The organism is Pseudobutyrivibrio ruminis DSM 9787 (assembly GCF_900218035.1).
GTDB lineage: Bacteria > Bacillota > Clostridia > Lachnospirales > Lachnospiraceae > Pseudobutyrivibrio > Pseudobutyrivibrio ruminis.
In genome coordinates this window covers 1-17124 of record NZ_OBMR01000008.1, presented here as the reverse complement: position 1 = coordinate 17124, position 17124 = coordinate 1, and the positions used below count along the sequence as shown (strand labels likewise).

The 17124-nt window shown below is 38.7% G+C and carries 16 protein-coding genes and 2 riboswitches; of the genes, 3 read left to right on the top strand and 13 right to left on the bottom strand.

Going from position 1 to position 17124, the window contains the following annotated elements; translation table 11 throughout:
• Positions 1–7: 7 nt before the first annotated feature.
• From CRN97_RS08825 to CRN97_RS08805, 5 genes are all read right to left on the bottom strand, one after another.
• Entirely contained in the window at positions 8–778 is a 771-nt protein-coding gene (locus tag CRN97_RS08825) for an acetyl-CoA carboxylase carboxyltransferase subunit beta (RefSeq protein WP_242962048.1), read from the bottom strand.
• Entirely contained in the window at positions 775–2166 is a 1392-nt protein-coding gene (gene accC / locus CRN97_RS08820) for an acetyl-CoA carboxylase biotin carboxylase subunit (protein WP_097076610.1), read from the bottom strand. The genes CRN97_RS08825 and accC overlap by 4 nt, the downstream gene beginning before the upstream one ends.
• Before the next feature lie 2 nt (positions 2167–2168).
• The gene (gene accB, locus CRN97_RS08815) at positions 2169–2615 is read right to left on the bottom strand and encodes an acetyl-CoA carboxylase biotin carboxyl carrier protein (RefSeq protein WP_097076609.1); all 447 of its coding nucleotides are present in this window, start codon (positions 2613–2615) and stop codon (positions 2169–2171) included.
• 2 nt (positions 2616–2617) lie between these two features.
• Positions 2618–2842 (bottom strand): acyl carrier protein, encoded by a 225-nt coding sequence (locus CRN97_RS08810; protein ID WP_330371737.1) that lies wholly within the window; start codon positions 2840–2842, stop codon positions 2618–2620.
• Positions 2843–3024: 182 nt separating this feature from the next.
• Positions 3025–4716, bottom strand: coding sequence for a methyl-accepting chemotaxis protein (locus CRN97_RS08805; protein ID WP_097076608.1), 1692 nt, complete (start codon positions 4714–4716; stop codon positions 3025–3027).
• 149 nt (positions 4717–4865) lie between these two features.
• On the opposite strand from CRN97_RS08805, the gene CRN97_RS08800 reads away from it, so the two are divergent.
• A complete protein-coding gene (locus CRN97_RS08800) occupies positions 4866–6539 on the top strand; it encodes a GGDEF domain-containing protein (RefSeq protein WP_097076607.1) in 1674 nt (557 codons plus the stop codon).
• A gap of 7 nt (positions 6540–6546) precedes the next feature.
• On the opposite strand, the gene CRN97_RS08795 is transcribed toward CRN97_RS08800, so the two are convergent.
• From CRN97_RS08795 to hflX, 4 genes are all read right to left on the bottom strand, one after another.
• Positions 6547–8220 (bottom strand): SGNH/GDSL hydrolase family protein, encoded by a 1674-nt coding sequence (locus tag CRN97_RS08795; RefSeq protein ID WP_097076606.1) that lies wholly within the window; start codon positions 8218–8220, stop codon positions 6547–6549.
• 117 nt (positions 8221–8337) lie between these two features.
• Positions 8338–8973 (bottom strand): ECF transporter S component, encoded by a 636-nt coding sequence (locus CRN97_RS08790; protein WP_242839266.1) that lies wholly within the window; start codon positions 8971–8973, stop codon positions 8338–8340.
• A 108-nt stretch (positions 8974–9081) separates the two neighbouring features.
• A riboswitch (FMN riboswitch) is annotated at positions 9082–9211 on the bottom strand.
• Between the two features lie 694 nt (positions 9212–9905).
• Positions 9906–11525 carry a Na/Pi cotransporter family protein gene (locus CRN97_RS08785; RefSeq protein WP_097076605.1) on the bottom strand — a complete coding sequence of 540 codons (1620 nt, stop codon included), beginning with the start codon at positions 11523–11525 and terminating at the stop codon, positions 9906–9908.
• 139 nt (positions 11526–11664) lie between these two features.
• Positions 11665–12897: a GTPase HflX gene (gene hflX, locus CRN97_RS08780; RefSeq protein WP_097076604.1), complete on the bottom strand. Its 1233-nt coding sequence runs from the start codon at positions 12895–12897 to the stop codon at positions 11665–11667.
• Positions 12898–13024: 127 nt separating this feature from the next.
• Positions 13025–13121, top strand: a riboswitch (TPP riboswitch).
• Positions 13122–13153: 32 nt separating this feature from the next.
• Between hflX and thiT the strand changes: the two genes are divergently transcribed.
• On the top strand, positions 13154–13720 hold the full coding sequence (gene thiT, locus CRN97_RS08775; protein ID WP_033151688.1) for an energy-coupled thiamine transporter ThiT: 567 nt from the start codon (positions 13154–13156) through the stop codon (positions 13718–13720).
• Positions 13721–13762: 42 nt separating this feature from the next.
• On the opposite strand, the gene CRN97_RS08770 is transcribed toward thiT, so the two are convergent.
• Genes CRN97_RS08770 through ispE form a run of 3 tightly spaced genes read right to left on the bottom strand, consistent with a single transcriptional unit; the run spans position 13763 to position 15780 of the window.
• Complete coding sequence (locus CRN97_RS08770) at positions 13763–14179, bottom strand: DUF1934 domain-containing protein (RefSeq protein WP_097076603.1); 417 nt, start codon at positions 14177–14179, stop codon at positions 13763–13765.
• 14 nt (positions 14180–14193) lie between these two features.
• Positions 14194–14868 carry a GntR family transcriptional regulator gene (locus CRN97_RS08765; protein ID WP_097076602.1) on the bottom strand — a complete coding sequence of 225 codons (675 nt, stop codon included), beginning with the start codon at positions 14866–14868 and terminating at the stop codon, positions 14194–14196.
• 36 nt (positions 14869–14904) lie between these two features.
• A complete protein-coding gene (gene ispE, locus CRN97_RS08760; RefSeq protein WP_097076601.1) occupies positions 14905–15780 on the bottom strand; it encodes a 4-(cytidine 5'-diphospho)-2-C-methyl-D-erythritol kinase in 876 nt (291 codons plus the stop codon).
• 238 nt (positions 15781–16018) lie between these two features.
• Between ispE and CRN97_RS08755 the strand changes: the two genes are divergently transcribed.
• Positions 16019–16753, top strand: a complete 735-nt coding sequence (locus CRN97_RS08755) for a hypothetical protein (RefSeq protein ID WP_179670723.1) — start codon at positions 16019–16021, stop codon at positions 16751–16753.
• A gap of 75 nt (positions 16754–16828) precedes the next feature.
• Here CRN97_RS08755 and CRN97_RS08750 read toward each other — a convergent pair.
• Positions 16829–17124, bottom strand: a 296-nt coding sequence (locus tag CRN97_RS08750; RefSeq protein WP_143483257.1) for an IS3 family transposase, incomplete at its 5' end; no start/stop codon positions are given.

Genomic DNA, 17124 nt, shown 5'->3' with positions numbered 1-17124 from the left:
TTCCTCCTTAACTGTGAAGCTTCAGCAGCTTTCCAAGAGTGTTTTTCATATCCTCCCGCTTAACTATCTGATCCACAAATCCGTGCTCTTCCAAAAACTCCGCTCTCTGGAAGCCTTCAGGTAGCTTTTGACCAATTGTCTGTTCAATAACTCTTGGCCCTGCAAACCCGATGAGAGCACCCGGCTCAGCTAAAGTAATATCTCCTAAAGTAGCAAAGCTTGCGCTAACACCGCCAGTAGTTGGATGAGTGAGAACTGTAATATATAATCCGCCAGCTTCCTTGAACTTTTGGATTACAGCGCTGGTTTTGGCCATTTGCATAAGACTTAGAATTCCTTCCTGCATTCTAGCTCCGCCGCTTGCTGTAAATATTATCAGTGGTAGTTTGTTTTGCATTGCGAATTCAGCAGATCTACAAACTATCTCTCCAAGCTCCATTCCCATGGATGCCATCATAAATTTCTTGTTCATTATGGCAATCACAGTCTTGTAGCCATCAATCTGACATGTGCCTGAGATGATTGCATCATGAAGATTTATCTCTAATCGAAGTACCTCTTTCTTTTCAATATACCCCTCAAATTCAAGAGGATTTGTCTCAGGAAAGCTGAACTTGAACTCTTCAAAGGTGCCCTCATCTGCAATGTCATTAAGTCTATCCCACACATCATATTCCTTTACAGGTTTGATGGCCGGCTCCAACATCTCTGTTGGATTTTTACGCAAGTCTTTGTATCTATTGAATTTGTTTTTTCTTTGATCTACAGCACTTATCATTCATTATCCTCTGGATATTCTGATGCAGCTTTATCCCAGGAAAGTATTTCATCTAAATGCTCCTCGATAAAGCTAACATTGTAATTTCCCTTTATAAAATCAGGGTGATGCAACAGAAGATAATCAAAATCTCCATTTGTTTTGATTCCATCTGTAACAAGCTCCAAAAGAGCTCTTCGCATACGTCTGATTGTTTCAAGTCGCGTAGGTGCATGAACAATTATCTTTGCCATCATGGAATCATAAAACGGACTAGTTTCATATCCGTTGTACAAAAGTGTATCCACTCTGACTCCAGGTCCACCAGGCACATTCAAAAAAGTAATTTTGCCTGTGTTAGCCATAAAATTCTTTGCCGGATCTTCTGCATTTATTCTGCACTCCATGGCATGGCCTTTGATGTTTACATCCTTTTGCCTTGTTTTTAATGGCTCATGAAAAGCTATCCTAATCTGTTGTTTGATAAGGTCAATTCCGGTAACGGCTTCGGTAACGCCATGTTCCACTTGAATTCTTGTGTTCATCTCGATGAAATAGTAATGATTCTTTTCATCCAAGACGAATTCTACAGTACCAGCATTTGTGTAGTTGGCTGCTTTTGCTGCAGCAACTGCCGCCTTTCCCATAGACTTTCGTAAGTCGTCATTTATATACATACATGGACTTTCTTCAATCAGCTTCTGATTCTTACGCTGAATTGAACAGTCGCGCTCCCCTAGATGAATCACATTACCGTGCTCATCTGCTAAAATTTGGAATTCAATGTGTCTTGGATTAACAATAAGCTTTTCTAGATACATTTCATCGTCATTGAAGCAAGCCATTGTTTCTGCCTTTGCTTCATCGAAAAGCTTTTTCAAATCCTCTGGTTTATAGACACGACGCATTCCACGTCCGCCGCCACCTGCACTGGCCTTGATCAAAACAGGATAGCCAATCTTCTTAGCTATTTTTTCTAGTTTGCTGTAGTCCGCCACTGGACCATCTGATCCTGGAACCACAGGAACTCCTGCTTTCATCATCATTTTTCGTGCTGCCGCCTTATTTCCCAGCGCATCCATTGCATCAGCTGTTGGACCGATAAATGTGATTCCTGCTTCATTGCACTTTCTTACAAATGTAGAATTCTCCGAGAGGAATCCAAAGCCAGGATGTAACGCATCGCACTCCATAACCTGAGCAGCAGTTATAATAGCATCCATATTCAAGTAACTGTCTGCTGCTCGGGCTGGACCAATACAAATACTTTTAGTAGCAAGCTTCACATGAAGAGAATCTTTGTCAGCTGTTGAATAAACTGCAACTGACTCAATATTCATTTCCATACAAGCTCTGATTATTCGAACTGCAATCTCACCACGATTAGCAATCAAAATACGCTTAAACATAACTAATCTCCTATTAAGAAGAGTGGCTGTTCAAATTCAACCACATCCTGATTCTTTACAAAGATTTTTTTGATTACTCCATCTTTTGGTGCGGTGATTTCACTCATCATTTTCATGGCTTCAATTAAGCAGAGCACCTGTCCTTTTTTGACTGAGTCTCCAACCTGCACATAAGCATCCTCATCTGGAGAGGGAGCTGCATAAAAAACTCCGACCAAAGGTGCCAATACCTGTTCACCATCGATTTGTATTTCTGGGCTGTTATCCACATTATCATTATTATGTGCAGGTAGCATTTGTTCAACTACACGTGTGGCATTTTCTACAACCGGCCCCTGCTCACAATATTTTTTCAACTTGATTTTAGTGTTGTCTATTTCTACTGACAGATAAGAACTATTGCTTTCATCAAATGCCTTCAACAGTTCTTTTACATCTTTTAATTCCATGATTATTTATGTGCCTCTAAATAGTTTACGATATCTGCAACTGTCTTGATTTCAGCCATTGCATCCTCATCAATTGTGATACCTGTTTTTTCTTCAACTGCAAGGGAAAGCTCTACTGCATCAAGGGAGTCAGCACCAAGATCATCAAAAAGATTTGCCTCCATAGTAACTTTCTCTGCTGCACAGCTAAGTGTATCAATAATTACTTCCTTTACTGTCTCGAACATAATATTCTCCTTTTCTTTTATCTTAATTTAATTAGTTAAAATGTTTTACATTAACCACCACCTATGATAGCTAAAAAATTTTAGAAGTCAACATAATTCTATAAAATCTTTTAGATAATTTTTCTCAAAAAAATAAGGACGCCCTGGTTTTACAAGGCGTCCTTGATATTTTAAATTTCTATTTATTTTTTAAGTTCAAAGCGTTCAACTAATCCCTTTAATGAATCGGCATGTTCATTCATTTCGTAGCTAAGAGCAAGCGATTCTTCAGATGTAGCTGCATTGTTCTGACCAACTGATGAAATCTCACTAATATTAGCAGACATTTCTTTTACAGATGCAGCCTGCGAATTTGAAGCCTCAGCAATAGTCTTAACCTTATCTGCAATTCCCTGAACCTGTGAAACCATGCCATTTAGCTTCTCAGCTGTATCATTAGCAATAGCAATACCTTCCTGAACACTCTGAAGTGATGCATTAATAAGGCCCGCTGTGTTTTGAGCAGCTTCTACAGTCTGACCTGCAAGCTGTGAAACCTCTGTAGCAACAACTGCGAATCCCTTTCCTGCCTCACCTGCTCTTGCAGCCTCAATAGAAGCATTAAGAGAAAGAAGGTTTGTCTGATCAGCAATAGCATTGATTGTATCGATAATCTTTGAAATCTCCTGAGAAGATGCTGAAATTGCATCCATAGCATTAACAACATCCTGCATTCTCTGGTTTCCTTCAACGATATTCTGTGCAACCACTTCAACTTCCTTGGAAATCTGTGTTGCATCTGTTGAATTACTTGAAATCTGATCTGTAATATCATTAACAGTAACAGACAAGTCTTCTACGATATTTGCCTGTGATGTAACTGTATCTGCAAGATTCTGACCAGCACCTGCAATCTGATTTGCACCTTCTGATACCATATCAGATACTTCCATAATCTCTGTCATAGAATCTGATATCTGCTGTGAGAAGGATTCAATTGCTGTCTGAATTGCTCTGAAATCACCATCGAAATTCTTTTCAAAGCTAATATTGAAATTGCCGTTTGCCATTGTAGACATCTTACTTCCGATTTCATCAATATAGAATGACAAAGAATCTACAGCTGTTCTCAATTCATTTACAACCTTGCCAATTTCATTATCAGCTTCATAATCAATTTCTACATGTACATTACCTTCAGCAATTTCTTCAGTAGCCTTCGCAAGTACAGCCAAATCATTTTCAATTGTTTTAATAAGCGTATCAGCCTTCTTCTTACTGATTGAACTTACAACTATAAGTCCGCCTACAAGTACAACTACACCAGCGACAATAATGAACAGAATAGCTTTATACTTTCCTGCTGCAGCATTTTCCGCAAGTGTTCCTGTTTCATCAAGTGAATCAGCAAGAGTCTCTGAAACTTCATTCAATGTGGAATTGTAATATTCCAATGCACCAGCAGCATCGCCTGCTTCCACCAAATCAAGCATCTCATATGATGCATCTTCAAATGCTTTCCAGTTTGTTGTAAGACGATTTCCCAATTCCTCGTTATTCAAATTTGCAGAAATTGTTGAGAAATAACCTTCAATCTTTGGAAATCTTCCCTCCAAATCCTCTCTCTGCGCTGCAGTAACATCAGAATCGCTAGACGCAAGTGCAAAAAGAAGTCTCTTGTTGATTGTCTGGACATCTTTTCTGATTTCCATCTGGTATGTCTCTGTTACAAACTGGACATTGTAGAAGCTATAGATATTTGCAAATACCAAGCCAAAAAATATCAGCATTATAACAGTTACAAGTAAAAACATTTGGATTGTAAATCCAGAAAAGATACCGAGTTGACCGGCTATTGTAGCCTTGTTTCTTTTTAATCCTTTTTTAGTCTCCATCTTTTACCTCCGCTTTGAACTGTAGAATATTACACAGTTACCATTTAACGCTATTATAAAATAAAGATTTTGCATTATGGGATTTTTCACAACATGTTCATTAAAAGTTCTATATTTGTTGATATAATGCTCCACAAGGAGCGAAAATTATGGATTTATCATTTGTTAGACGACTTGTAGCATTCATTTATACTTTAATACTCCTATTATTCATAGGCTTCGGTTTCTGCTATTCTAACGAAGTCAAATATGGATATCGTGAGAATACTGTTTATTTCAGTGATTACTGGAAGGTAAATGGTAGAGTGATTACATTCCCTTACGGAAATCATGAAGAATTCACCATAACCAATACACTTCCTACAGTTTATGGGGATCAGATGCTGGTTCTGCGAGCTTATTATGACTCTTTCGAAGTAGCTATAGATGGAGATGTCATACTGGAGTCCAGAGATAATCTTCTTTTTGGCCACAAAACAAATATTGGCCAGAAAGAGATTTGGATACCACTGGAATACTCGTATAGCGGGCACGATATATCTGTAACCATTGATTTACAGGATTCACTATATGGTTCCCAGCTTACAGAAGGCTTTATCACTACTCGTTCTTCATATGGCATCCGTCAAATGCAGCAAAACATTCCTTCACTCATTTTGTTTGTTGTATTTACGGTAACCGGTGTTTTAGAAATGATAGTTGCCGGATACTATATAGTTAAACGCACCGCTTTGATTAGAAAGCTTACATTCGAAGCATTATTCTACGCCGGCGCTTTTTCCATAATATCTGCCCAATGGATCATTAATGAAACCCGAGTTCCATTTGTAATTATGGGGCATATGACGGGATTTTCAATATTAAGTGTAATAACCTTTATTCTTATGCCGATGATGTTCTTTGAATTATCCCGAGCATTATTCATGCGAATCGGCAAAGTGGATAACATGATAGATGGCATCATCGCCCTTGCTATCGTGATAAGCTGTTTTCTTGCTACCATCGGAACAATTGAATGGGGTACTGTTGTATATGTAGCTCACGCCATCGATTTACTGGTTATGATAATGGTAGGTTATTATTCATACACTACAGTAAAAGATGACCAAAAAGCTAAAACCGGCACTGGAATTGCCATAGCTAACTTTATATTTATTCTATTTGCAGGAATTGCATTGGTTCAATATGTAAACCATATCGATTACAACTACTTACTTGTTGTTATCATTGATTTGATGATATTCATTATGGTTCAAGTAGGATTGATTTACCGAAGGATTGGCCTGAATGTAAAAGAGGAAAAGGAATTTGCCCAAGCAAAGGTATACGCATATACAGATGAAATGACAAAGCTTGGCAACCGCCGTCATTTCTATGCCATAGTAGGAGATTATGAAAAACACAAACTGCCAAAGGATTTAACCTATATAGCAGTAGATGTGAATAGATTAAAATACACAAATGATAACTTAGGTCACGATGCAGGTGATGAATTATTAATTGGTACCGCTGAATGTCTTAGAAGAGCTTTTAACACCTCTTCTACCAGCACAATTGGCCGTATGGGCGGCGATGAGTTTGCTGTTCTTTTAGTTGCAAACGAGACAGAATTAAACAGAAGACTTTTCAATTTAAAGCATTACCTTTCACATTGGAGAGGAAAGTATATCGACGGAATTTCGATTTCTTTGGGATATGCCTCTGTACGAGAAGATCCTTATGCAAATATAGATACACTTGCAAAGCTTTCTGATGACAGAATGTACGAAGATAAAAAGCAATATTATGAGGAAACCGGTTTTGACCGCCGGTCCCCTCAATAAATCATCACTATTTCACTAATCCAAAACCAAGGATTGTAAACTTATTTCGAATATCATCTGATTCAACGCGAATTTCAACATGATGTGCCGCTGTGGTCTTTTGATTTACCAGTATCAATGGATTGCAGTGGCACCATCTGTTTACATATGGATCTAAGTCTCTAACAAACTCTCCATCTACATAGGCTTTTGCTACGGCTCCATCCACTTCTCCTGTGTCCTTCATAATAACTACAAGAGCTTTGCATTCCACATCTACCGTAAATACGTTATCAGTATTCTTGCTTCCATCATACATCCAATTATATGGGAATTCTGGTGTCAGTTCCAAATCCAACTCACGCTCAACAGACTGAAGCACTGTGTCGGTATATACGAATCCACCTGGATTGATTGTAAGCAAATCTGTGTTGTCTTTTTTATCTACCAAAATCACATCATCAAATGAATTACCAATGGCAGGCTTTGCTTCAAAATCAGGATTATACTCCTTATCTATAGGCGCCTTCTCCATAATGGTCTGTAAAAGATTAATAAGGCAATCAGCCATAATAGTATGTCCCAAATTTGTTGGATGGAACATATCATAGAAGAACTGATTCTTTGTAATTATACGCTTTGATCTATCATAAAACTGAGGTACTACAGAATCCTTCACACTAACCATTGGCAATTCATATCTGATTCCCACTGGCTTTAATCTATCCTGAAGGTTGAAATCATCGGCAAATACAGAGAACAATAAAATTACTGCTGGCTCATAATCAAGCTTAAGAATCTTTCTTACTAGACTCTCATAGCAATCCCCCTGAGTCTCATCGCCCTCATCGTTAACAGCAAATTCCACAATTACAAGGTCTGGCTTTATCTTTCCATCATTAGTTACATCTCTATCAAATCTCAGCATGCCCAGTTCTGATGGAGTACCGCCAACACCGGCTTTTACATAATGAATATTATCCCCATCTCCGAGAAGCCTCTTGAAACCTACAAAAGACTTATAAGCGTAACATTCTGTATTTATAGGAGTTGCACCTGCTCCCTGTGTGATTGAACCGCCAATATAGGCTATTGTCACATCCTTGCCGGCTTTCGCTTTTTCAATAAGCTTTCCAATTCGCTTCGTATTTCCAATCTGCATCAGAGAATTGGAAATCATATCCTTATACTCTTTTGAATCCACATCTACAGGAGATTCCTCTTCCTGCTCCGGTGCTTCGAAACCATCGTTTAGATATAAGCGAAGTGTGATAAAGCCTCTAGCCTTTTCATCCTCAGATGTAAGGATAATCTGACCTGGCACATTGTCATCCTCTTTCCACTCAACATCCTTTAGATATAGTCTCTGCTCAGAACCATCAGCTGGAATGGTAGCATAAATATTTGCGCCTCCACCGTACTGATCCTTCTTACCATAAAACTGAAATCTAAAATCTATAGATTGGTCCTTGTCTTCCATTTCAATAGAAACACCAATGCTGTGCACAAGCTTTTTAAAACCATCTACCGTTTCAAGGAGCTTCAGCATCTCTTTATCATGCACATTTCCTGTCACTTCCGCACTGTTTGGCAATCTACATGCATCCTGATAAAGCTCCGTTCTCTTTCCATAAAACTCTTTTTCCTTCATGGTGAAGAAAAATCCCCTATTCTTTTCTGGATCCGTTGGTGCTTTAACCATATTCCCCCACTCTCCTTACCTTAATTAAATATATTTTATGGTATAAAAAAAATCCCACATCATCTACACAAAATTTGCGATGAATGTGGGATAAATTGCTATTTCGATATTCAGTTATTAATTATTGCCCTTAAGAAGTGGTCTAAGTGGCTGATAAATTAAAATTGTAATAATTGCTGAAATCATGCCCTTTACAAATGTAAATGGTACATTGAAGAATAACAAGCACTGCTCAATTGAACTAATCTTTGCAAATGGAGCAACTACCTGGTATGCTGCGATGATTGCTTCCTTTGACATAAAGTTGTAATACACTGGATAAACAATAAAAAGGTTTGATGGGAAGCTAATTGCACCCATAATCAAAGCACCAACAACAGCTCCTAAAATCGCACGCCCCTTTGTCTTTTTTCTGTGATAAATCAAACCTGCTGGAAGTACAAAGCTTGCTCCTAAAATGAAGTTTGAAAGCTCGCCTACACCACCAGTCTGTGTCATTGTTAAATGAAGTAGATTCTTAATAAGACAAACAATAACGCCCCACACTGGTCCCAATGCAAAAGAAGCAATAAGCGCTGGAAGCTCTGATAAATCAAGCTTGATAAAGTTTGGCATAAGAGGAATAGCAGTATCTAAAAACATCAATACGAAAGCTGCTGCCGAAAGCATTGCTGTCACTGTCATATTCCTTACATTTACTCTGCTCTGCACCTTGTTACCTACTCCTTGTCCTGTCATTTGTGTTGAATCCATAATTCAATCCTCCTAAAAATAAAATATTATTAAAATTTAGGAAGTCTCCAAAATTAATTGTACACAATATAATAGCCCTGAGATTACTCTCAGGGCCTAATTACTATATCGCTTCTTCTTTCATCCAGACTATACTGTCGGTACTGGAATCTCACCAGTTCGGCCCGAAGGCTCGCGGACTTTACCGCCGGTCAGGAATTGAAAACCATCGTTTTCGCACCTTGCCCTGAAGATTTCCTATTTAATTGAGTACAATATACTACACTTTCCCCCGCAGTGCAACCCCAAAATCCAAAGATTGTTTCTGGCTGAGGTATAGAGGGGGCTGGGCACCGCCCTACCTGTACGTCACAGATTTATGATTATCTAAATGTGTAGTCTCCCATATTTATTAGTAGGTGTTCTTACGAAGTTTTACAATTCTGCCGGTAAGGTATGAGTGAGACGGACAAACACTATTCTAAGTAATCATCTGTCTTAAACTAGCTTTGTATTTATTACTATTTGCTTTGGAGTGAACTTAGAAAAAGGAAAAGAGATATTTGATATGAATTGGCAGCTGCCGCTAGGACGGCGGCAGCAGTGGTCACTTGAAACACGATGTTGAATGTGCCACGGTGCCAATTCATACAAATATCTCTTTTTTATTTTTTCTTAGTGAGCGGAGTAGCAAAAGTAATAATACAAAGACTAGTTAAGACTAGATGATTATGTAAACTCCATTGTCCGTCTCACCCATACATTACCTTCGAATAGTAAAAGCCTCGTAAGTACACCTACATATGGGAGCCTTTACACATTAAGATAATCTATAAATCTGCTCCAATGATACAGGTAGGGCGGTGCCCAGCCCCCTCTATACCTCAGCCAGAAACAGTACAGTACTTTGAAGGGTTGCAATACGGGGGAAAGTGTAGATATTTCCCTACCGCTTATGGATGTTCCTTCAGGGCGTAGGCGATGTTGATGGCGTGGTCGGCGCATCGCTCCAGGTCAGTGACCATGTCGGAGAAGATTACACCGGCAACAGGTTCGCATTTGTTCTCCATGAGGCGCTCTACGTGGTGGTTGATGAGCTGCTTCTCCTGCTTATCTACTTTCTTTTCAAGCTTTTCAATCTTGTCTAGGTTCTCGTAGTTTTCAGAAGTGAAAATATCGATGGCAAGCTCAACCTCTTCCATAGAGTTGTCAGCCATTTCCTTAAGCTCCTTGGCTGCCTTCTTTGAAAGCTTTGTCTTTTTATTCTTCATACGAGTTGCATACTCGATGATGTTTTCAGCGTGATCTGAAATACGTTCGATATCTGTAACTGCAATAGTGATTGCAGATATACGACGAAGCATGGCAGGTGTAAGGTTGAGAGTCTGAAGCTTAACCATTGCATCCTGAATAGCGTGGTTGAGGATGTTAACTGTTTCCTCGCGCTGCTCTACGTCTTCAACCTTTTCAGGTGAGTAGTCGAAGAAGCAATCGATGGCCTTTTCAAAGTTTTCAGCTGCGATAGCACCCATTCTGGCTGCCTCAAGCTGTGCCTGGTGAATAGCCATGTTTGGTGGCACATTGTTGACCTGAGTCATAAATACAAGCTGTCTGTCCTCTGCTGCACGAGTTTCCTCTGGAAGCTTTGGAATAAACATATATGTAAGCTTAATAATGTAATCAGTGAATGGGAAGATAATACAAACTGCTAAAATAGCGAAGATTGTATGTGTGTTAGCTATCTGACGGGCTGGATCAGATGATGTAGACTGAATCCATGTCAGAAGTGGTGTTACATTTATAATAATTATGATTACAATTGCTCTTATTACATTAAACAAAAGGTTCAAAATAGCTGAACGCTTGCCGTTTCTGTTTGCTGTAAGTGATGCCAAAAGGTTTGGTGTAACTGAACCAATGGCTGCACCGATAATCAAATAAACTGCTACATCGTAGTCCAAGATTCCCTGCACAACGAATGTCTGGAAGATAACTGTTGCAGATGATGAGCTCTGAAGTAATGCTGTGAATGCAACACCAAATACAAGAGCTACAAATGGATTTGTTAATCCAGCAAGGAAGTTCTTAAACATTACTGAATTTGCAAGTGGTGCAATGGATGCTTTCATGATTGTGATTCCCTGGAAAAGCATACCGAATCCCATAAAGAAAGAACCTAAATGCTTAACAATATCTCTCTTCATGAAAAGATACATTACTGCACCGATAAACAAAATGAATGGTGTGAATGTAGCAATATTAAAAGCTGTAATCTGTGCTGTGATTGTTGTACCGATATTGGCACCTAAGATAACGCCGATGGCCTGTGAAAGCGCCATCATACCTGAATTTACAAAACCAATAACCATAACATCGGTTGCAGATGAACTCTGAACCAATACTGTCATAGCTATACCAACGATGACTGCTACAAATTTGTTTGTAGTAGCCTTCTCTAGAATAACCTGAAGATTATCTCCACAGCTGTTTTTTAAGCCTGTAGACATAATCGACATTCCGAAAAGAAATAGACCCACTCCACCAAGAAGTGATAATATCTCTGCTAAAGTCATTATTTTCTCCTTCTACCGTACTTTTCCTTCACGAAAAGTAAAATCCTTAATCCTTCTTTTTTTAGTCCTTGATAATCATAACATGTTAGAATGCCATTGTCTAAGTATTTTCTATGATATAAGTAAAATTTGTGTAAATTCAGATATAAGCCTTGATGAAAATACCGTCTTCACGATATTCCTCTGAAATCAATTCTCCTGTCTCTCTAATCTTTGCAATACTTCCCGCTTCTGTGTAAGGAACTAATCGCTCAATATATTCCTTATTTCCACGCATCAAAGTAGCCAGAATTTCTCTTACTTTATCCAGGCCTTTTCCTGTCTTAATGGAAGTGTGTACTGTATAATCAGCTCTTAAATCGTGATAATCCAACTCATCTTCAAGCTTATCTACTTTATTAAAAATAGTAAGAACAGGTTTGTCGCTAACTCCTAATTTGTCCAAAGTCTCGTATACGATTTCCATCTGACGGTCCATCTGCGGATTGCTTACATCCACCACATGAATGATAAAATCTGCATACTTAGCTTCTTCCAATGTACTCTTGAAAGCATCAACCAAATGATGAGGAAGCTTTCTGATGAATCCTACTGTGTCTGTGAGCAGAATCTTTTGATCATTATCCAAGAGGAGCTCACGAGTGGTTGGATCAAGGGTCGCAAAAAGAGCATCCCACTCAAGGATGTTTGCATCTGTAAGTTTATTTAAAAGTGATGATTTGCCTGCATTTGTGTAACCAACAATAGCTGCTACAGGTACGCCGTTTCGCTGTCGCTTTGAACGTGTAAGCTCACGATGATTTACCACATCATTTAACTCTTTCTTCAGCTGAGTAATACGACCTGCAATAAGACGCTTATCCATCTCCAGCTTTTTCTCACCAGGGCCACGTGTTCCGATAGCTCCTCCGCCACCTGCTGCAGTACCACCCACACGAGACATGTTTTTACCAAAGCCAGTCAATCGAGTCATCTCGTATCTAAGCTGTGCCAGCTCAACCTGAATCTTTCCCTCTGCTGTGCCAGCACGGGCAGCAAAAATATCAAGGATAATAAGGGTTCTATCCATGACTTTTGTATCTAATGCATCAGCAAGATTGCGCATCTGTGCTGGTGTTAATTCATCATCGCAAACAATACCTGTAGCCTCTGTCTCCCAGATTAAATCTGCGATTTCTTCCACCTTGCCAGAGCCCACATATGTGCCTGGGTTTCTGCGCTCCAGATTTTGCATGATTTCTCCCACAACCTTAGCACCGGCAGTTTCACAAAGCTCTGCAAGCTCATGAAGGGAATCCTTGGCCTCAACCTCGTCCCCTTCATTAACTGATACAAGTATTACTCTTTCTATAATCTTTTCTGTATTTACCATTTAATATCCTATCTTTTCAAAATCTCTTATAGTTACATTCTACAATGTTGTTTTATTTACTGCAATTTAATTGTTATTTTCTCATTGACTATATTTCCTACAAGTGATATTTTTATATCGAAATTAAATATTTTGCTAGGGGCGCATATGCTGAGAGGTGCTTGCACCGACCCTTAATACTTGAACTGGATAATACCAGCGTAAGGAAGCGATAGACGAATCTCCTAGCATTGATGTATGAAGGGAGATTTTTTTAATGATTAATCACATGTCTAACGAAAAAACTAAAATCACATTTTCTGCAAAGCAACTAGCTTTTTGTGCAGCTTCTATGGCACTTGCTTTTGTTTTGTCTAATATTAAGGTATTTAAATTCCCAACCGGTGGCTCAATTACATTGCTTTCAATGCTCGTTGCATGCCTTCCTGGTTTTTGGTTTGGTCCTATTGTTGGAATTATCACAGGTGTTGCCTATGGATTATTAAATCTCATTGTTGATCCTTATATTCTTTTCCCAGCACAGGTTATTGTTGATTACATCCTCGCCTTTGGTGCTCTTGGATTATCTGGATTCTTCAAGGATTCTAAATATGGTCTTATCAAAGGTTACATTGCAGCTGTTTTAGGACGCTACGTATTTGCGGTAATCTCAGGTTGGATTTTCTTTGGCGAATGGGCTTGGGAAGGTTGGAATCCACTTGCTTACTCACTTGCTTACAACGCAATCTACATCTTTGCTGAGGCTGCTGTAACACTTATCATTCTTTTCATTCCACCAGTAAGAGATGTCATGAACAGACTTAAAAATATGGCTACTGAATAATTTTTAATAATAAAAACGCCAGAGGCAATCTCTGGCGTTTTCTTATTTTAATGTTGCTTTAATTTCTATTACTGTATTGATAGGTTCTCCACCGGCTTCCAAATCGTAATCAATTAAAAGATTGATTTCGGTATCCTTTTGCTCGATTACAAGACGCTTTGTGTGAACCACAATAGTCATCATGCCCATTGGTGTATTGTAAGCATTTCTGGTTCGAGCCCCTGGGGCAAACTCAAGCTTTGATTGAATATCTCCTTTTTGAGTCAATGTAAGCTTATTGTGCTCAAAGCTTATAAGACAATCTACCTTTTGTCCCTCCGGCATAACTCGATTATAGGAAAGGTATCGCTTACTACCTCTATCAATAAATGAACCCACATACTCCTCATTAGTAGTTTCTGATTCGTGGCCCATCTTTTGCTTGGAGCAAAGTTTAATATTACATTTTGTTCCTGTCATTATTTATTTCCAATCTATTTTTGTTCTCTAATTACTTCACGAACAGCATTTATCTGATTTGACAAATGAACATGCATTATATCCTTTAGGAAATCTACATCTCTTCTGTCGAAACCATCAATGATAGACTTATGTTCTGCTATAAGCTGCGTGTAAACAGATGGATTCTTTACATACTCGTAACGATATCTATACATCTGCTCTCTTGCAGAATTGATTATGTTTTCAAGCTTAGGATTTGCAGCTGCTGCATAAATCACATCGTGGAATGCCTCATCAGCCTCCACAATCTTGCGAACATCGTCAGTTCTAGTAGCTGACTCAAATGCCTTCATAGCTTCCTTGAGCTCTACAAACTGAGCATCAGTCATTCTTTCGCAGGCACATACCACCGCAAGAGCATCGAGTGCATCTCTTACTTCAAGTACATCCTGTAAATCTTTTTCTGTCATTTTAGCAACCTGGGCGCCCTTACGAGGAATAGTAACAGCAAGTCCCTCGTGCTCAAGCATTCTGATTGCTTCTCTGATAGGTGTACGGCTAACTCCAAGCTTTGTAGCTAAATGCATTTCCATTAGCCTCTCACCTGGCTTGAGTTCGCCCTTAAGAATAGCTTCGCGCAGGGTGTTAAACACCACATCGCGAAGTGGTAAATAATCATCCATTTGAAGTGTAAGATTTTCAGTCATTCTGTTTAAATCTCCTTATTTCATGTGTGAAACTAATTAATACTTGTTGTTAAAAAGTGTAGTGAGATAAAGCTGCTTTACAAGCTTGCTCTCTGTAAGTGCTTCCTTGGCTGCCTTTGCTGTTTTGTTGTCTTCAAAAAAGCCAAATACAGTAGGACCACTACCACTCATCATTGCGCCAACTGCTCCATTATCCAGCATGATTTTCTTTATATCAGCAATAACTGGATGTAGTGGAATTGTAACCTCTTCAAGTACATTTCCCATGTGGTTGCAAATGGCATGTAAATCCTGATTTTTAATATCTGAAATCAGCTGATCGATGTCTGGATGCTTAACATTGTCAAAGCATGAATCCAAAGATTCATATACCTGCTTTGTAGAAACTGAAATACCTGGCTTTGCAATAAGCACTGGGCACTTCACCATTGGTGAAAGTGGTGTGAGCACCTCGCCAATTCCCTCTGCCAAAGCTGTACCGCGCATTACACAGTATGGTACATCGGCTCCGATTTTAACGCCTCGCTCCATCAAATCTTTTCTGCTGAGATTCAAATCAAAAAGTTTATTTATTCCAAACATTACAGCAGCTGCATCTGTAGAACCGCCTGCCATGCCTGCTGCAACAGGGATATGCTTTTCCAGGCTGATATGCACACCAGTGTGTATATCAAACTCTTCCATTAGAAGCTTTGCCGCCTTAATGCAAAGATTGTCATCGTTAACAGGAAGGAAGCGAAGGTTTGTGCTCATGGTAACAGCATCCCCCTCCTGCTTCTTAATGCTGACCTTGTCAAAAAGATTGACTGTCTGCATAATCATTCTTACTTCATGATATCCATCGTCCCTGATTCCTGTAACATCAAGTCCGATATTTATTTTTGCTAATGCTTTAAGATCTATATTATCCATTGAAAAGAAATTACTACTCCATTAAAATTTGTACTTGTGTGTATTTTGTACTTGATTGTTCTTTGTATTCAATCTTAATAAATTTTAACAAAGATACCACACTTTTACAAGAATTTTGTATTAAAATAAATACAATCTAATAATAAATATTTCTCAATTAGCATCCGATAATAAGAATAGGAAAAGGATTTCCATATGGTTTTTTATTCATGGCCACAGTAACAAGGAGGTTATTATTATGGAGTTAAGCACATTAAGCAGCGTATCTTCTAATATAGCAGGTACCTATTCTAAGACTACAAATTCTGATGGTTCGGTTACAGAAACACTTGAATTCAATGCATCAAAACAGGAAGTCAGCGCATCAAAGTTTTCTGATGAAGCTGCTGTTTATGAAAAATCTGATGAACAATCACTAACAACAGACAACTACAAAAAGACAGATAGAACTGCTCTTATTCAGCAGTTGAAAGCTGACCAGGAAAAGATGATTAACAATCTTTTAGATATTGTTATGAAGACAATTAATGGTCAGGGAAGCACATTTGCTATTGCTACTCAGGATGATATGTGGAAATTCCTTGCAGAAGGTAAATTCACTGCAGACGAGGAAACAATTGCAAAAGCAAAGGAAGATATTTCCGAAGATGGATACTGGGGAGTTAACCAGACATCTGATAGAATTGTAGATTTTGCTATCGCACTTTCTGGCGGCGATACCTCAAAGGCAGACATGCTTTTAGATGCATTCAAGAAAGGCTACGAGCAGGCTACAGGAACTTGGGGCAAGGATTTGCCAGACATTTCTTCAAAGACTTACGATGCTGTATTAGATAAATTTGAGCAGTGGAAGAATGGCTCTTACAGTTCTGGATCTAACTCAGCAAATAATGCAGGTGCAACCGGTGGAACATCCATCACATATATGGAAAACATTTCCACTGTAAGCTCATCTACATATATAGAGACCTAAAGCCATCTTAAAACTAAATAAATCAAGGCTGGTCAAAATGATATGTACCCAGAATCCTGGACACATATTTATGAACTAGGCTAAACACATGGATGCTACCCTGTATTGTACAGGTGGCATCCATTTTGTTTTTGCCTGAATTCTTTTGTTATTATAGTAATCTATATATTCTTCAACTGCTTTTGAGAATTCTTCAAAAGAAGAATAATCTTTCTCATAGCCATAATACATCTCATTTTTTAATCTTCCAAAGAATGTCTCCATAATACAATTATCATAGCAGTTACCTTTACGAGACATGGATTGGATAATACCATGCTCCTTTAAAGCAGTTCTATAGTAAGTATGTTGATACTGCCATCCCTGATCTG

What these genes read in the sequence shown, in the direction of transcription:
- CRN97_RS08825 (WP_242962048.1), bottom strand. Translation starts at nt 778, where the DNA reads ATGATAAGTGCTGTAGATCAAAGAAAAAACAAATTCAATAGATACAAA.
- accC (WP_097076610.1), bottom strand. Translation starts at nt 2,166, where the DNA reads ATGTTTAAGCGTATTTTGATTGCTAATCGTGGTGAGATTGCAGTTCGA.
- accB (WP_097076609.1), bottom strand. Translation starts at nt 2,615, where the DNA reads ATGGAATTAAAAGATGTAAAAGAACTGTTGAAGGCATTTGATGAAAGC.
- CRN97_RS08810 (WP_330371737.1), bottom strand. Translation starts at nt 2,842, where the DNA reads ATGTTCGAGACAGTAAAGGAAGTAATTATTGATACACTTAGCTGTGCA.
- CRN97_RS08805 (WP_097076608.1), bottom strand. Translation starts at nt 4,716, where the DNA reads ATGGAGACTAAAAAAGGATTAAAAAGAAACAAGGCTACAATAGCCGGT.
- CRN97_RS08800 (WP_097076607.1), top strand. Translation starts at nt 4,866, where the DNA reads ATGGATTTATCATTTGTTAGACGACTTGTAGCATTCATTTATACTTTA.
- CRN97_RS08795 (WP_097076606.1), bottom strand. Translation starts at nt 8,220, where the DNA reads ATGGTTAAAGCACCAACGGATCCAGAAAAGAATAGGGGATTTTTCTTC.
- CRN97_RS08790 (WP_242839266.1), bottom strand. Translation starts at nt 8,973, where the DNA reads ATGGATTCAACACAAATGACAGGACAAGGAGTAGGTAACAAGGTGCAG.
- CRN97_RS08785 (WP_097076605.1), bottom strand. Translation starts at nt 11,525, where the DNA reads ATGACTTTAGCAGAGATATTATCACTTCTTGGTGGAGTGGGTCTATTT.
- hflX (WP_097076604.1), bottom strand. Translation starts at nt 12,897, where the DNA reads ATGGTAAATACAGAAAAGATTATAGAAAGAGTAATACTTGTATCAGTT.
- thiT (WP_033151688.1), top strand. Translation starts at nt 13,154, where the DNA reads ATGATTAATCACATGTCTAACGAAAAAACTAAAATCACATTTTCTGCA.
- CRN97_RS08770 (WP_097076603.1), bottom strand. Translation starts at nt 14,179, where the DNA reads ATGACAGGAACAAAATGTAATATTAAACTTTGCTCCAAGCAAAAGATG.
- CRN97_RS08765 (WP_097076602.1), bottom strand. Translation starts at nt 14,868, where the DNA reads ATGACTGAAAATCTTACACTTCAAATGGATGATTATTTACCACTTCGC.
- ispE (WP_097076601.1), bottom strand. Translation starts at nt 15,780, where the DNA reads ATGGATAATATAGATCTTAAAGCATTAGCAAAAATAAATATCGGACTT.
- CRN97_RS08755 (WP_179670723.1), top strand. Translation starts at nt 16,019, where the DNA reads ATGGAGTTAAGCACATTAAGCAGCGTATCTTCTAATATAGCAGGTACC.